14 protein-coding genes and 1 pseudogene are annotated in these 15531 nt (G+C 71.3%); 2 read left to right on the plus strand and 13 right to left on the minus strand.

Annotation, left to right across the window (positions count from 1 at the left end; genetic code table 11):
- Positions 1-55: 55 nt before the first annotated feature.
- Both IF23_RS0111420 and IF23_RS0111425 read right to left on the minus strand, forming a co-directional pair.
- A complete protein-coding gene (locus tag IF23_RS0111420; RefSeq protein WP_078653918.1) occupies positions 56-1027 on the minus strand; it encodes an SLAC1 family transporter in 972 nt (323 codons plus the stop codon).
- A 92-nt stretch (positions 1028-1119) separates the two neighbouring features.
- A complete protein-coding gene (locus tag IF23_RS0111425) occupies positions 1120-1785 on the minus strand; it encodes a DUF4232 domain-containing protein (RefSeq protein WP_030282539.1) in 666 nt (221 codons plus the stop codon).
- A gap of 234 nt (positions 1786-2019) precedes the next feature.
- Between IF23_RS0111425 and IF23_RS33990 the strand changes: the two genes are divergently transcribed.
- Positions 2020-2193 carry a hypothetical protein gene (locus IF23_RS33990; protein WP_157848002.1) on the plus strand — a complete coding sequence of 58 codons (174 nt, stop codon included), beginning with the start codon at positions 2020-2022 and terminating at the stop codon, positions 2191-2193.
- Positions 2194-2269: 76 nt separating this feature from the next.
- Here the strand turns inward: IF23_RS33990 and IF23_RS0111430 are convergent, their stop codons facing one another.
- From IF23_RS0111430 to IF23_RS0111465, 8 genes are all read right to left on the minus strand, one after another.
- Positions 2270-3178 (minus strand): hypothetical protein, encoded by a 909-nt coding sequence (locus IF23_RS0111430; protein ID WP_030282540.1) that lies wholly within the window; start codon positions 3176-3178, stop codon positions 2270-2272.
- A gap of 315 nt (positions 3179-3493) precedes the next feature.
- On the minus strand, positions 3494-4039 hold the full coding sequence (locus tag IF23_RS0111435; protein WP_030282542.1) for a GNAT family N-acetyltransferase: 546 nt from the start codon (positions 4037-4039) through the stop codon (positions 3494-3496).
- Positions 4040-4185: 146 nt separating this feature from the next.
- Positions 4186-5046 carry a hypothetical protein gene (locus tag IF23_RS31980; RefSeq protein WP_051739497.1) on the minus strand — a complete coding sequence of 287 codons (861 nt, stop codon included), beginning with the start codon at positions 5044-5046 and terminating at the stop codon, positions 4186-4188.
- Complete coding sequence (locus tag IF23_RS31985; RefSeq protein WP_157848003.1) at positions 5043-5486, minus strand: hypothetical protein; 444 nt, start codon at positions 5484-5486, stop codon at positions 5043-5045. Before IF23_RS31985 ends, IF23_RS31980 begins: the two co-directional genes overlap by 4 nt.
- Positions 5487-5597: 111 nt before the next feature.
- The gene (locus tag IF23_RS0111450; RefSeq protein ID WP_030282547.1) at positions 5598-6074 is read right to left on the minus strand and encodes a (2Fe-2S)-binding protein; all 477 of its coding nucleotides are present in this window, start codon (positions 6072-6074) and stop codon (positions 5598-5600) included.
- A gap of 49 nt (positions 6075-6123) precedes the next feature.
- A complete protein-coding gene (locus IF23_RS0111455; RefSeq protein WP_030282549.1) occupies positions 6124-8457 on the minus strand; it encodes a molybdopterin cofactor-binding domain-containing protein in 2334 nt (777 codons plus the stop codon).
- Positions 8458-8734: 277 nt separating this feature from the next.
- Entirely contained in the window at positions 8735-9415 is a 681-nt protein-coding gene (locus tag IF23_RS0111460; protein ID WP_169749993.1) for a phage baseplate protein, read from the minus strand.
- Between the two features lie 187 nt (positions 9416-9602).
- Complete coding sequence (locus IF23_RS0111465; RefSeq protein ID WP_030282552.1) at positions 9603-10781, minus strand: aminotransferase class V-fold PLP-dependent enzyme; 1179 nt, start codon at positions 10779-10781, stop codon at positions 9603-9605.
- 473 nt (positions 10782-11254) lie between these two features.
- Between IF23_RS0111465 and IF23_RS0111470 the strand changes: the two genes are divergently transcribed.
- Entirely contained in the window at positions 11255-11713 is a 459-nt protein-coding gene (locus IF23_RS0111470; protein ID WP_030282553.1) for a protein-tyrosine phosphatase family protein, read from the plus strand.
- Between the two features lie 110 nt (positions 11714-11823).
- Here the strand turns inward: IF23_RS0111470 and IF23_RS0111475 are convergent, their stop codons facing one another.
- The 3 genes and pseudogenes from IF23_RS0111475 to IF23_RS34385 form a co-directional block, all read right to left on the minus strand.
- Complete coding sequence (locus tag IF23_RS0111475) at positions 11824-12474, minus strand: class I SAM-dependent methyltransferase (RefSeq protein ID WP_030282555.1); 651 nt, start codon at positions 12472-12474, stop codon at positions 11824-11826.
- A 335-nt stretch (positions 12475-12809) separates the two neighbouring features.
- Positions 12810-15099: pseudogene (locus IF23_RS34380) on the minus strand (type VII secretion system-associated protein).
- Positions 15081-15491 (minus strand): hypothetical protein, encoded by a 411-nt coding sequence (locus IF23_RS34385; protein ID WP_169749994.1) that lies wholly within the window; start codon positions 15489-15491, stop codon positions 15081-15083. The pseudogene IF23_RS34380 and the gene IF23_RS34385 overlap by 19 nt, the downstream one beginning before the upstream one ends.
- Positions 15492-15531: the final 40 nt, after the last annotated feature.

Below are 15531 nucleotides of genomic sequence, written 5' to 3' on the forward strand. Positions count from 1 at the left end.
ATGCGGTTCACTCCGGATACCTATGAGTCCCGGCGCTCCGCCCGGTGCCGCCCGGCTACGGCATTTGTGGGGGTTCTGGCCGCCGTCCGGCGCGCGGTCGCGGCCGGGGGAGGGTACGGCACAGGCCGTACGCGGCCGGGAACCAGGCGGCCACGGCGATCCACAGCAGGACGTGACCGAGGGCGCCCAGCCACGGGACGGCGGCCACGGTCGCGGTGGAGAGCGCCGCCACCGCGGTCATGGCGAGGGGGAAGACCGTGGCCCAGCGGCGCACGTCGTACACCGGACGCGGCCGGACGATCTCGCCGCCCAGCAGCACCGCGTACCAGGCCAGGGCGAGCGCGAGCAGCACGAGATCCGTGATCCGCAGGGCCGCCGCCGTGCCGCCCGACCACACGCCGGAGGCGAGGAGCCGGGACCCGGCGAGCGCCGAGATCGCCATCGCGCCGCCCGCGATCCAGTGGTCGCCCGCACCCGTCACCACCTGGCGCAACTCGAACCGGGCCAGCACCACCACGTACAGCACCAGCCCCAAGGCGAAGGCGGCCAGTGCCGCCCGGGCGAGCCAGTCGCCGACCGCCGGGGCGAGCACGGCGGCCAGCACCGCGAGCCCCTGGGTGGCGACGCAGATCAGGAACATCGCGCCCGGCACCCGCCGCGGCAACCGCCGCACCACCGAGGCGAGCAGCCCCGGCCACAGCACGGCGGCGAGCAGCAGCAACGCGACGGCGGGCGGGACCGCGCCCAGGAGCGCGCAGCGCACCCCGAGCACCGTCGTGGCGGCGACGGCGGTGAGCGCGGGCGGGGTACCGGCCTTCCCCCGCCAGCGGCCCCGATCCCCCAGGAACAGCGCCGCGAACCCGTACGCGAGGACCACCCACAGGGCGGCGGCCAGGGCGAACGCCACCAGGGAGAGCACCGCGTATCCGGTCAGATGCAGGCCGACCGAGAGGGTGCCCGTGGCCATCACCGCGGCTCCGGTCGCCGGTGGCAGGTCGGCCCACCAGGGGGCGCAGCGCTCCGTCATACGCCCATCACAGCGGGATCGGCCCGGCGGTGCCAGTACGCCCCCACCGGGAGCGCCGCCCCGGGGCCGGGGCGGCGAGGGGCGCGGGCCCGTCAGAAGTCGTAGGGCTTCTTGGCGTTCCAGTTCAGGACGTCGGCCTCGTTGTAGGTGAACTCCGGCTTCTCGCCCTTGACGTCGACGGAGTAGGCGGGCTTGTCCTGGCCGTTGTGGCCGCGCAGCGCGACGGAGAGGCCGGTGCCGGTCCGGTTGTCCTTGCCGTAGTCGAAGAGGTTGACGGCGCTGTAGAGCTTGCCGCCGGGCCGCACCGTGATCGCCTGGTGGCCGCCCTCCTCCTTCTTCGAGAGCGGCAGCGTGGTGCCCTCACCGTTGATCTTCACGGACGGGTACGAGGTGATCAGGCATGGCTTGTCGCCCTTGTTCGCCGCGGTGAGCAGCAGATGGTCACCCTGCTGACCGGCGAACCGGTGCTCGGCGGTGACCAGCAGTTCGTCGCCGACGCACTCCTCGACGCCCGCCTCCGTGCCACCCTTGCCCGCGGAGGTACCCGCGCCGCCCGACGCCGACTTGGTCCGCCCCTCGGCGTCCGTGCCGTTGGCCTCGGCCGAGGAGCCCTTGGCGTCCGCACCGGACGCGGGCTTGCTCTGCCCGGATGCGTCGCTCTTCGTGGCGCTGTCGGCGCCGCCGCAGGCGGTCAGGCTCAGCGCGAGGGCGGCGGTGGCGGTCGCCAGGACGGTGGCGCGGATGCGGGAAGTGCGCATGGTTCGGGTCCCCTGTGGTCGGACGCGGGACCTCTCCGTGTCGTCCCGCGGTGTGATCACCACTGTCGCCGGGCCCACTGACGTTCTGGAAACGCCTCACTTACGTCCCACAGGCGACGGCGTACGGAGAGGTTCCGCGGTGGCGCGGAGGCAGCGGTCCGGCGGAACACCGGGTGGTACAAGGGGCATCCTGCTACTGTCCGTGTACGTACAAATCACCAGGGGGTGGCACACATGGGAATTCGCTCCGGACTGCCGGCCAAGATCGTGGCCTTTGTGCTGCACGGCCGTCGCGCCCGAGCCACCGACACCGATCCGCACGGCCCCGGACCGGACAAGCACGCCGGTCTCGCCATGCACTACCGGCCGACTTCGTCGGCCTCGTACGGGAATTCGCGGACTCTGTGAACTCCGGACGCCGTTCCGCCTGCCGGAGAAGGCCGCGGGCACCGGCGTCACACCGTAGCCACGGGCGGAAGCCGGTTCAGAGGTGGTCGGCCGGGTCGCCGTCCGGGGCGAGGCGCATCCCGGGCTTGAGACAGGCGCGGCCGGTCCTGCCGGGCGGCAGGACGGGCGCCAGGGCGCGCAGGACGCGGGCGGGGGCGTCGCCGGTGTACTGCTCCAGCAGCGGCGTCGCCCGCAGGAGGAGGCGGCCGCCGGACAGTTCGGTGACACCGTGGAAGGCGCCCGAGGCACGCAGCGTCCGCGCCCCGCCGACCTTCGCGGCGACATCCGCGGAGCACACGGTGGCCCAGGAGTAGCCGCGCAGCGTCCGTTCGCTCTCCGGCACGGTGTCCTCGGCGAAGAGGTTCAGCGTCCGCTCCAGCGCGGTGCCGAAGTCCGCGTCCGCGTCGTCGCTGAGATGTCCGTACGTGGCGTTCAGCCGCTCCGTCCAGACCGCGAGGTGGTCCAGCCACCGCTGCTGGACCGCCCCGGAATCCCGCCAGGGTATGAGCGCGGGCGGCGCCTGGGCACCGAAGCGGACCCACTCGGGGCGGTCCGGCAGCCGCTGGAACTCCAGGGTCACCGCCACGTCGTCCTCCACCGGGCGGCCGTGTGCGTCGAGTTGGTGCATGAGGAGTACGCAGGTGACCGGCGGGGTGACGGCGAGGCTGTTCAGGAGCCGTTGCCAGCTCCGCCGGGTGTACCGCGACTGCCGCATGGCCCCCGAGCGCTGCACCAGCAGCTGCGCGCTCACCCCGTACGGCGGGCCCCAGGGCGCCCGGTGGTCCTTCTCGTCCGGGCCGCGGGCGGCGGGCTCGGCGGCCAGACCCGCTTCGTACCCGGGGAAGATCTCGGCCCTGGCCTCGGTCAGCCAGGCCCGGGCCGATCGGACGAAGTCCTCCGCCCGGTCGATCCGGCAGGTCAGTTCGAGCAGCAGCGTGCCCGTCATACCGTCGGTACACCATCCGTCACTGTCGCGGGCGGGTCAGGAGAGGCCGTCGAGGGAGCCGCCCAGGTGGCCGGGACGGCCGCCCCGGCGGCTCGGCGGCGGGGCGGGGGAGGGGCGCAGGGACTTCGGGGTGCGACACGCCACGACTCCGCTCCGGTCGGACTCGACTCGGCTCGGCGAACATCTTCCCCCAACAGTCCGTAAAATTCCGGGAGTTCGGCCCTTCGGCGTTCTCGGGCGCCTCGATTCCGCGAGCCGTGCCCGACACCGCACAGGGCCGCGCGGACCGGCCGCGGGCCGTCGGGCGCCGCACCGTCACCGCGGCGCGGGCTCCGGGTCCGTCGCCAGCCGCGCATGGAGTTCCACGTCGAAGCGGACCCCGTCGTAGGCGAGCTTCTGCCGCTGCCGCCCCTCCACCGCGAACCCGGCCGCGCGCGCCACCCCGCAGGAGGCGGGGTTGTTCACCCGGTGCCCGAGCTCCAGCCGGAAGAGTCCGGCCTCGTCGAAGGCCCAGCGGGCCACCGCACCGCAGGCGCGCGACGCCACGCCCCGGCCGCGCGCCGTCGCCGTCGTCCAGTAGGAGACCCACCCCACGGCATGGCGCCGGTCCACCGGGCCGACGCACACCTGGCCGAGAACGTGGTCACCGCCGTCGACGACGGCGAAGGAGTAGGCGGAACCGGCGTCCCACCGGTCACCACGGTCCGCCGTCCACCGCTCGGCCGCCCGGACGGAATCGACCGGCTCCACGGACTGCCCCTGCATCAGCGGATCCGCGAACGCGATCGCCACCGCCCCGGCGTCCTCGGCCCGCCACCGGCGCAACACCAGGCCGTCGGTGGCCGCCACCCGCTCACGCATCCCGCGAGTCTCACCCGGCGGACGGCATCTGTCACGCCCGTTTCGCCGGACGGCCCGGGGCCACGGGGGGAGGCGCGGACCGCCCGCGGCGACCGGACGCGTACCGGCCGGGCAGTTCCCCGGGACGGAGCTGCCCGGCGAACCGCTCACCCCGTGACGGAGAAGGACCTCAGCACGATGTCCTGCCGCTGCCGCTGCTCCGGCCGTTGGTCGGTCGGGTCGGCGAGCAGGATGAAGTACCGCACGCCGTCATCGCCGGTCAGGGCGCGGTCGAGGACGCGCCTCGGGCCCAGATCCGGACTGTCGTAGGTGTACTCGAGTTCCGCCGGGGCCGTCGCTCCGGAGCCCAACTTCTCCAGGCGGACGCGCCGGTAACCGGCGTTGGCCGAGACATTCTCGGCCGTGGTCTTCAGCGATTCGTAGGGAGTCTCCCTCGGGCCCGTGTCGCGGTAGATCTGGATGAAGCTCCTGCCCCCGGGGGACCGGTAGAAGACCGAGCCGGTCTTCTGCGTACGCCGCCAGCCCCGCGGCACGTCCAGGGTGAAGCCCTCCGCATCGTGCACCCGCCGGTATCCGGCCGGGGTGTCCGGGGCGGCGGAGTCCGACGGACTGACCGTGGCCGACGGTGGGGTGGGCGACGTCGAGGCGTAGGGCAGCGTCAGCACCGCGGCCACCGCCGCCGCGCCCAGCGCAGCAGCCGCGACCAGCGCACGCATGCCGGTACGGCGTGGACGCAGCGCGGCGCCCGGCACGAGCCGCGGAGCACGCACCACCACCGGCGCCAACTCGGTCTCCGGCACGCGTGCCGCCGACCGGCGCGAGTCGGCCGCCGCGCTGCGGCCGTCCGAGGGCGCCGTGCGGGGGAGCGGGACGTCGAGGAGCGAGGCGACATAGCGCCGCCACAGCGGATGGCCGGACGGTCCGGTCCGGTCTTCCTCAAGCGGGCGCTCGACGAGGTCCGTCGCCAGGAGCGAGGCGCGGTACCGGTCCAGCAGAGGGCCTTTCATCCGCTGCTCTCCTCTCGCTGCCCGCCCGCGCTCTCCAGACCGAGCGCCGTCCCGTCACCGGCCGCGCCGCCGTGTGTCGGCTGCGGTTCGGCCGACCCGTCCGGTACGGGACCGCCGATGAGGTCCCGGACGCTCCGCGCGGCGCCGACCTGCCGCAGCATCGCCGGGGCGGAAGCCCCCACGGCGACCGCCGCGTACACCCCGCTGATCTGGGAGTGGAAGAGCCATCCGGCCGCCGCACCGAGGAGAAGGCGGGTGGTCGCCGCCAGGAGATCCGACGGGAGGTCGATGTAGCGCCGCAGCGGGGGCAGCCGCCCCCTGCCCTTGGTGAGGACACGGTGGCGGGCGGCCTGCCAGGTGGAGATCCGGCCGTAGAAGACCACGGCTTCCACGATGGCACCCCCCGCGGCCCCGTAGGCCATGTATGCCGGCCAGTCCAAGGCCGTCCTTTCTGACGAACGTTCCTCTGCTTGGCCGAAACAGCCTCCCAGACGGGGGAGTTCCCCGGCAAGGCACTTGCCGCCACCCGGTGGCCGCGGACGGTCGGTGGGTCACATGTGTGCGGCCGCCGCCGTGATCGCCTCGCGTATGCGGTGGTAGGTGCCGCAGCGGCAGATGTTGCGGATCTCGTCGAAGTCCGCGTCGCCGATCTCGTGACCGGCGGCCCTGGCCTGCCTGACCTTGGCCACCGCCGCCATGATCTGCCCCGGCTGGCAGTAGCCGCACTGCGCGACGTCGTACTCGATCCAGGCTTCCTGCATCGGGTGCAGTTCGGTGTCCACGGTGTCGGCCAGACCTTCGATCGTGGTGATCTCGTCGTCCGCCTTCACGTCCTTGATCTGCACCGAGCAGGGGTTGAAGGCCCTGCCGTTGAGGTGGGACGTACAGGCTTTGCAGACGTTGATGCCGCAGCCGTATTTCGGGCCGGTGACGCCGAGGACGTCGCGCAGGACCCACAGCAGCCGGACGCTGTCGTCGACGTCGACGCTGACGGGCTTGCCGTTGAGGAGGAAGGTGTGGGTGCTCATACGCGGTCCTGACGGGTGAGGGGAGGGGTGGAGGGCATGCGCGGGGTCCTCAGTAGGTGTGGCTGAGGCCGTCGGTCGGCGACGCCGGGACGGGCGGGACGAACGGCTTGACGTCGAAGGACACCGTGCCGTGGTTGACGGGGAACCGCGTGGGCACCGTCCCCGTCGCCCGGGCGTACGCGCAGGCGACCGCCGCCACGGACGCGGCCACCCCCGCTTCCCCCGCACCGCCGGGCTGCTCGGAGTCCGACGGCATCACGACGCACTCGAACTCGGGGGGCGTGTTCCACTGGCGGGTGTAGAAGTAGTTGTCCCAACTGGCTTCCAGGAAGTGCCCGTCGCGCAGGTGCAGGCTGCTGGTGAGGGCGAGGGCGATACCGTCCGAGACGCCGCCCAGCATCTGGGCCTCCAGCCCCTTGGGGTTGATCACCAGCCCGGCGTCCACCGCGATCACCGCCTTGGTCACCCGCGGTCCGGTCACCGCGTCGCGGATCTTCCGGTTCACCGCCTCGGGGCGGCAGTCGATCTCCACCAGCACCGCGGTCGCCCCCTTGTACTCGCTGTGGACCGCGATGCCCTGCGCCGTCCCGGCGGGCATCGCCCTGCCCCACCGGCCCACCTCGGCGACCTTCTGCAACGCCGCCTTGACCCGCTCCTTCTTCAGGAACGCGAGACGGAACTCCAGCGGGTCCTTGCCCATCTTCGCCGCGAGCTGATCGATGACCAGCTCATTGGCGCACGCCACGTCCGGCGAGTAGATGTTGCGCATGCTGCCCGTGTTGAACCGCCCGTCGGTCTCACTCAGCAGCTGGGTGACGAGACCGAAGTGGTAGGGGAGTTCCTGGGTGAGGGTGAAGATGGTCTCGGAGAACGCCAGACCGCCCAGCCCGCCGGGCAGCCGGTCGACCGTCGCGGTGATCATCTCGCCCAGCCCGTGGCTGAAGTCGGTGACCACACTCGTGTGCCGCTGCTCGAACGTCAGCACCTGCCCGCCCAGATGGGTCGCGCGGATCCGCGACGTCGCCATCGGATGCACCCGGCCCTGCCGCGGCTCGTCCGCCCGGTGCCACATCAGCTTGACGGGCTTGCCCATCGCCTTCGACACCTTGGCCGCCTCGACGGCCGCGTCCCCGAAGAGCTTGTGCCCGAACGAGCCGCCGCCGGTGACCACATGGACCGTCACCGCGCCCATCGGCAGCCCGACGGCCTTGGCGATGTCGCCCTGCGCGACGATCGGCGACTTCAACCCCGCCCACACCGTCGCCCGGTCCGCCCGCACATCGGCGATCGCGCAGTTCGGCTCCAGCGCCGCACTGCTGCGGAACATGAACGTGAAGTCCGCCTCCACCGTCTCGGCCAGCGCCGGGATCTTGGGAACCGCCAACGGCAGCTCCGCCTTCCGCAGCCGCGCCAGCACCGTCGCGTCCGACTCGCCCTCCACCGAGCCCGCCGCCCACTCCACATCCAGCGCCCGCACCGCGTCGATGCACTGCCCGAACGTGGCGGCGCGCACCGCGACGCCGGTGTCGACCTGCGCCACATCCGTCACGCCCGGCATGGCCAGCACCGCCGCCTCGTTCCGGACCGACACGGGCGACCCGTTGAGCGTCGGCGCCCGGCACACCATCGTCGGCAACGCATCCGGAACCTGGAGGTCCATCACGTACTTCTTCCGCCCGGTCACCGCGAGCCGCGCGTCGTCCCGGCCGTGCGGCTTGCCGATCACCGCGTACCCCGACGCCGGCTTCAGCTCGGTCTCCACCGCCTTCACCTTGCGGCCGGCGGCCTTCGACGCCAGGGCGCCGTAGGGGAGTGACGAACCGTCAGGCGTCAGTACGACCCCGGCCTTCGCCGTCAGCCGGGTCACCGCCGCGCCCAGCTCGATCGCCGCCGCCTCCAGGAGCGCCTTCCGCGCGATGGCCGCGGCGACCCGTACCGGCGTGAACATCGAGACCGTGCTGTTCGACCCGCCGGTCATCTGATTCAGCAGCAGCTCCGGACGGGCCGGTGCCAGCGTCACCCGCACCTTGTCGACCGGCAGATCGAGCTCCTCGGCGATGATCATCGCCATCGAGGTGGTGATCCCCTGCCCGACCTCCATCCGCGGCAGCTCGAACGATGCCGTACCGTCCTCGTGCAGCACGATCTTGATCAGCGCGGAGGTCGGCAGCGCCGCGTCCGTCTGCAGATCCTCCAGGTCGTACACCTCCGGGATCTGGGGCACCGACGCCACCGCCGCCTGCGCGGGCGCGCCCAGCCGGAGATCGGCGGCAACGGCCAGCGTCGCTCCGGCCAGCACATACCCGATGAACGCCCGGCGCCCCACCGGCGCCCGCTCACCGCGCCTACCGCTGTGTCCACCCTTGGCAGGGACGTCGCTCATCGGCGTTCCTCTCTGATCCCGTCATCCTTCGCACCCCCAACTCCCCGCCCTCGCCAGGTCCATGACAGCCACTCCGGCACCGGGCGGGGACAGCTGCGGGGCACCATCATGCTTGACCTCGACCGGGGTTTCGGACATCGGGTTGCACCGGGCGAGCGGACCACGGACCGCCGCCCGGGACGAAGACCACCCGGTCACCGCATACCGGGCGGCAGCCACGGCAACCCGCGCGAACGGCGGCCCCCGCCCGGCAGCGGACCGCCGCCCCGGCCCCGCCTCACCAGACCAACTCGTCCTTGTGGAACAGACAGGCCCTGCGATCCCCTCCGGCACCCATCGCCACGCCTATGATCAGCCGCAGCTGCCCGGCAGCGGTGCGGTAGATCGCCAACCCCTCGGGCTCATGGTGCGAATGCCGACCGCGCGCCTCACCGGCGTGGCTGAGAACATTGCCCTGGACCACCGCGCCCGACGTCGCCGACCCGCTCCACAGCCTGATGTTGTTCTGCCCGTTCTTCCCGGTCGCGGCGTACCGATAGCTGCCCAGCAGCGTGTAGCCCTGGAAGTCACCGCCCGCGTCGAACGCGGCGGGCTGGGCGAAGGCCGACAGCGGAGATCCGAAGGACCCCGCGGAGGCGTCCTCCAGCCGGAACACCCGGTAGATATGGACACGGTCGGACACCCGACGCGCCCGGACCACCATGCGGCCGTACACCGGATCGATGGCGCAGGTGAGTTCGTCGTACCCCTTCGCCAACTGCCCGTACGGGCGCGTCTGCGAGGCGTGCAGCATGGTTCCCGGAGCGAACGGGAACCGGGCCAGACCGGTGCCGAAGCCGGAACCGGCCGCCCGGGTCTCCGTCCACAGCAGCGTGCCCGCACCGTGGCTCTCCGCCGCGATCGAGACACCGTGCCCGAACCCCAGCAGATACATCGGCCTGTCACCCTCGGGGATCAACCAGTGGGTGTGCCCGCCGGTGGTGTACGGCCGATGCCTCCCAGGTCCCCGCGCACCGCTCCGACACCGGCAGCCGATGCCGAGGCCACCGAACCGGCGCCCCGAGGGCGGCGAGCCCCACCCCGACACCGAGGCGCAGCGCCCCGCGACGCCCGACACCGCCCTCCGCACCTCGCGGAGCAAACCCCTAGCGAGCCGCGGCGATTTCCGTGCACGCCTCGACAGTGCGATCGATCTCGTCCTCGGTGTTGTAGTAATGCGGCGAGAGTCGCACCAGCGGATGGATGTTCCGCTCCTCGGTGTCGAACTGGGTCTGCACCGGATCGGTGACGCTCACATTGATCCCGCGCGCGGCGAGCGAAGCCGCGACCTCGTCCGCGGTCATTCCGTCGACGCTGCACGTGACGATCGCGCACCGCTGCCGACCGAGATCATGGGTGGTGACACCGGGCACGGAATCCAGCCCGTCGCGCAGCCGGTCACCAAGGGCGAAAGCGCGTCGACCGATCTCGTCCATCCCCAGATCCGACGCCTGCCGGGCAGCGGCACTCAGCCCCAGCACATTCGCATAACTCGCCTCCCAGGTCCCGAAACGCCGCGCACCGTCGTGCCAGGTGAAACCGCGATTCCCGTCCCAGGTCGCCGCGGCGACCTCCACCACATGCGGCTCCAGAAAGGAAAGCGCCTCGGACCGCACCCACAAGAATCCCGTACCCCGCGGACCGCGCAGAAACTTACGCCCGGTAGCGGTGAGCATGTCGCACCCCAACTCATCGACATCCACCGGAAACTGCCCCACGGACTGGGTGGCGTCAAGAAGAAAAGGAACACCGGCGTCACGGGTGAGACGACCGACCTCGGCGACCGGATTCACCAGCCCACCGCTGGTGGGAACATGGGTGACACCGACCAGCCTGGTACGTTCGTCGATCAGATTCGCCAGGGCGGCCGTGTCGAGCTGCCCGTCCTCGTCGTTGGGAACGACAACAACTTCCGCCCCGGTGCGCTGCGCCGTCTGGAGATACGCGAGGACGTTGCTACCGTATTCGGCCCGACCGGTGAGAATACGGTCACCCGGCTTGAACGCCAGCGAGTAGAAAGCGGCATTCCAGGCACGGGTGGAATTGTCGAACAGTGCGATCTCTTCCGGCCGGCCACCCACCAACCGGGCCAGCTGCCCGTAAGTGGCGTCGATCCGCTCCCGCTCCCGGCCCGCGGCCTCGTAACCTCCGATCGCGGCCTCCAACTCCAGATGCGAGACCACCGCCTCCAACGTCCGCCGCGACAACAGCCCCGCACCGGCATTGTTGAGATGAATCCGATTCCCGGTGCCCGGCGTATCCCGCCGCAGTGCCCCGATATCCATATGCTCCCTCTCCCGGCAACGCGATGGACCTGGACCCCTACCTGCCTCCTACGTGTCCACCTCCCTCCTGCTTCACGCAAAATCGATCGAGAAGAGTCCGGAAGCAGCAGCCTTCGCGCCGATGTGGGGGCTTTTCGGTCGCCCTGGGGTACGGCTAGGGTGCCGTCTCTCTGGGGCTCCCGGTGGAAGCGCTGGTCACGGATAGGCGGTGACACCTTGTCGGGGTGAAGGGCTGTGCCGGTGGCGATGGCCGGTGCTGCCGGAAGCCGGGTGCGGCTGGTCGTCCGGGATGCGGTCGATGCGCCACCACCGAGCCGCCTGTCTGCCGGTCCGCGCACGCAGGTGCACCAACACCGCCTTCAGTTCATTCTCGCTGGTCTTCCACGCCCGAAAAGCGCTTCCCCAGATTTCGTTGGGGTGATAGCGAGAGCTGACAACGCCATCCGGCGCGACGTATCAAAACAGGAGTCTTCATGACCGAACTATGGAATACCGACACCAGGGGAGTGATCACACTCCCCTCTGGGCGGATGATTCGTGGACGCGGACTCAGATATGACCTGCCGGAAGGCCAGAACCCCACGTTCGCGGTGCATCTGATGGGCCACCAGCCGCCCGAGCCGCAGTGGGATTCACTGTGGGTCACCTGGCGGGATTTCTGGCTTCCCGCCGATCCCGTGGACGCGATGCGGAAGCTACGCACCGCCTACGACCGGGCGGCAAACGAACGCGTGGAGGTTTGCTGCGGGGGCGGCGTTGGACGCACCGGCACGGCGCTCTCCGCGATCTGCATCTTCGAAGGCATGGACCCCAAGGCCGCAGTCAAATGGGTGAGGCAGAATTATCACGCGCGGGCGGTCGAGGTGCCGTGGCAGCGGCGTTTCCTTTGGCAGGTCTTCGCGGCTGACGGCTCCGGACGGCACCGGCAGTGATTCCTGGTCCCATCGGCGTGGGGCGAATGCCCTGGCCCGCTGCCATGGTGGCAACCGGCCATGGCAACCTCCTCCAACTACCCCGGCCGAGGCCACGAGCCCGCATGTCGCTACGGCACGCGGGGCTTCGGAGGGCGGGCGATGCCGATGACGGACGGTGACGCCAGGCCCGCCCTGCCCTTGATCAGGAACTCGAAGTGCCGCACCTGCTCGATGGTGAACCCGGCGTCAGTGATAGCCCGCACGGTGTCCCGCGTCAGATGGCAACCGCCTCCCAAGAGCCGCCACAGTGGGTCCAGCAGACGCTGCCACCGGAGAAAACCGGGTCGGCCGGAACGGACGTGCTCGTAAAAGCGCAGCTCGCCGGTGGGCTTGAGCACCCGCGCGGCCTCGGCCAACGCGGCGGGCACATCGGCGATCGTGCACAGGACCAAGGAGGCCACCACCACGTCGGCCACACCGTCGTCGACGGGTAGTTCCTCGGCACGGCCGGGCAGGACACTCACTGGTGCAGAGCCCGTTTTCGCCGACTGTTCGGCCAGCGCCCGCAGCCGCGGCTCCGGCTCGACCGCGATCACCTGCTCGACGTCCGGGCCGTAGTGCCGGAAATTCGCGCCCGTACCCGCGCCGATCTCCACCACCCGCCCTCGTACGCCGTCCAACAGCTCTCGCCGGTGGTCGAGCGAACCATGGGCCTCCGCAAAGGCGTTGATACGGGGATACATACGGGCGAACAGTGGATGCGAAACCGTCTTGGTCATGACTCTTCCCCTTCGTTCTTTCCGTTCGGGCGATGTTCCTGCCGCTAATGCTGGTAGAGGTTGGCACCTGCGTACCAGGGCCTGTCTTGGTCTGGACGCCACCGGGCACGGCCTCCTCGGAGGACCTGCAACCACACGGAAGGCCGTCGGCCGAACGCCACGCGCCGATCCAGCCCCCGCGGAGTGCCCTCGTACCCACAACGCCCTCGACTGGAGCACACTCGGCCGGTCTGCGGTCTGCGGTCTGCGGTCTGCGGCGCCGGGGCCGACCTGCTTCGGCCCCTGCTGGTGCACTCCGCGTGCCGTCTGTCCGTCAGGGGATAGCGGGGCAGCCGTCAGGCGTCACGCCAGGTCGGCAAGAGTTCGTCGAGGAGGGTCTCGGTGCGGGGCGGGAGGCTGCGGGGGCCGCCGTGGTGGGCGTGATTGCGGGCGATGAGCGAGGCTGCCGTTGAGGCGAGTTGGGCGGTATCGCCTGTGGCGTGTGCGGCGCGTAGAAGTTCGTTCCCGTATGCGTGCGTTCCTTGCGGCTCTGCCCGTGGTGGCCTCGTGGTGGAGGGTGCGGAGCACGTCGAGGTCGGAGACGACGGACGGTGCGAGGGTCAGCCGACCGGTGGTGTCGGTACCGAGCCGCGGGGCTCCGTCGGGGTCGGTCCCCAGCCAGGTTCGCAGGCGTTCGACGAGAGTGTCACGGACGTCTTCGGTGACGCCGCCGGGCCACAGACCGGCGGCCAGAACGCGCGGGTGCACTCCTTCGCGGTGGAGCAGGAGCATGACCAGCGCTTCGTGCAGAAGCGGGCTGTGCTCGGCGGCGGGTGTGTCAAGGCCGGTGGTCTCGTAGGTGCCGATCAGCCGTACGTACACTGCGGGGCGCCCGCTCGGGGTGATGTCAACCATGAACTGCGGGGCGCCGGGGTCCGGGAGGCCGTCGGGCGTGGCGTTGGCGAAGAGCTGGACCACGGAGTCGCGCTGCGCCGGGGGCAGGAGTTGTGCTTGCAGTTCCAGGCCGAGGCTCGGGGCCAGGAGGCGTCCGTCGGGGGTGACGTCGAGTGGCCAGGTCGTACCGGGCAGGCCGTCCTTCTCGGTGGCGGCCAGATAGCTGATGCCCAGTCGGCCGGAGTCGGCCGGAGTCGGCCGGAGTCGGCCGGAGTCGGCAGCGAGCGCGGCGATCTTCGACGCCTGGGCTTCGGTCGGCTGCGTGGCGAGGAGGACCAGGTGGGGCGCCCACGGTGAGGGCTGCGAGGGGTCGGCGCGGGCGGTGAGGACGGAGTCGTGGCCCGCGACGGCGAGGGCATCGCGCCGCTGCCGGGTTTCCGCGTCCATGGATTCCAGGAAGGCTTCGACGTCGTCGAAGTGGCGGACGCGGGTGGGATCGAGCGTGGTGAGTTCTGCGCCGAAGCCGACGAGGGTGACTGTCGTACGGTCCGACCGATCGCTGGTGGCGAGTTCCGCGGCGACCGACGTGAGGACGGCATTCCGGTCGGCGTACGCGCCGGTGAGCGAGACCGGTCCAGGAACGGCTTCCAGATTCAGCAGCAGGTGCGCGCCTTCGAGGCTGCCGAGGCTGACCAGGCCCGGACAGGGGGCGGCCGGGCCGGTGCCCGTTTCGTCCATCGGGATGTGGGCCCGTTGGATGCGCCAGAACGTCTCGTTCCGACCGAGTTGCCACGGCGCCGGGGGCGTATCTGCGGGGTGGGCGAGCTGGAGGGTGAGCTCGCTGTCGGTGAGCCAGGCAACGTAGACGGTCGGCAGGGTGCGCGATTCGGCGGCCAGGGCGGACGCCAGTCCCCCCAGGGCGCGGTCGAGATCGCGTACGGCCTCCGGGGCAGCCCCGATGAGCAGCGCGTCTTGGGTATCGGCGGCGGCGCCCTTCGGCTGCCGAAGCTCCGGGGTGCGGTGGTCCTCGGCGCCCATGGCGGACTGCCACAGGGCCGTGCGGCGTCGACGGCCGAGCGCCGCGAGCAGACCGGCGGCAAGCAGCGGGGCGTTCCCGAAGGACTCCGGGAGACCGCCGGACGACGTGACGGAGGAGGAGCTGGGGCTGGGGCCCTCGCCATCGGCTCGGACCCCTGCCTCGCCCGGGATGGTGAGGCTGATGCGGTGGCCGGGGTTGAGGCGGATCGGGAGGCCGGTGGCGGCGAGGTGCCGACCGGTGATCTGTTGCCACCGGGGCCAGCTGTCGGGGGCGTGGGTGGGGTGGGTGAAGGCCGGGATGCAGCGGCTGCCGTCGTCCTCGACGATGGTGTAGAGGCCGGTCTGCCCCTCCTCGGTGAACAGGAGGAGCGTGGCGTCGCGGAAGGCCGTGAGGAATTCCTGCTCGCTGCCGTAACCGGTGACGGCGCGCTGCAGGGCTTCGTCCAGCGCGGTGGCAGGGGGCGGGAACTCCAACGCCCTCGGCGACGGGCGGTAGTTCGCGTTGTGCGTGAAGGAGACGAGCCGACCGGAGCTGTCGACGGACCAGCCGCCGATGATGCCGAACGGGGGGACGGCGCCGTCGGGGTCGAAGTACGGGTCGATCGCATACACGTAGCCGCCGCGCTGCTGTGCGGCCTGGGCGCGCAGAGCCTGGGTGACCGGAGGAACGGCGGGGGCGGGGCCGGACGGGGTGGTCACAGCGACTGGCTCCACTGCTCTTCGAAGGCGATCTGCTCGGCGACGGTGGCCAGCGTCTCGCGGGGCGCGGGGTGGAACGTCTGGATGCGATCGGCGCCGGTGGGGCGCAGCCCGGGCCTGAGGTGGTAGACGAGGAAGCCCCCGGTCCCGCGGCACATCCCGGAGGGCCAGGTGTCGCGACGCGAGCCGTTGACGCCCAGGAGCCACCCCTGGGGTTCGATCTGCTCGCGGATGCGCGTGAGTGCCTCGAAGCAGTCATCCGCTCGGCCGGTGACATGTCCCCAGGGGCCGTCGGCGGTCACGGTGAATTCGTGGTTCCCGCCCTCCCAGCGCAGCACGGCACCGGCCTGCCGGCCGCCGTTGAAAGCGAGAACGTCGAAACGGTCGGGGACCAGGCGGCCACTCATCGGGTCCATCCTTCGGGCAATTGACTGGCGGGTGGCGGGT

Source organism: Streptomyces catenulae, from assembly GCF_000718015.1.
Taxonomy (GTDB): domain Bacteria; phylum Actinomycetota; class Actinomycetes; order Streptomycetales; family Streptomycetaceae; genus Streptomyces; species Streptomyces catenulae.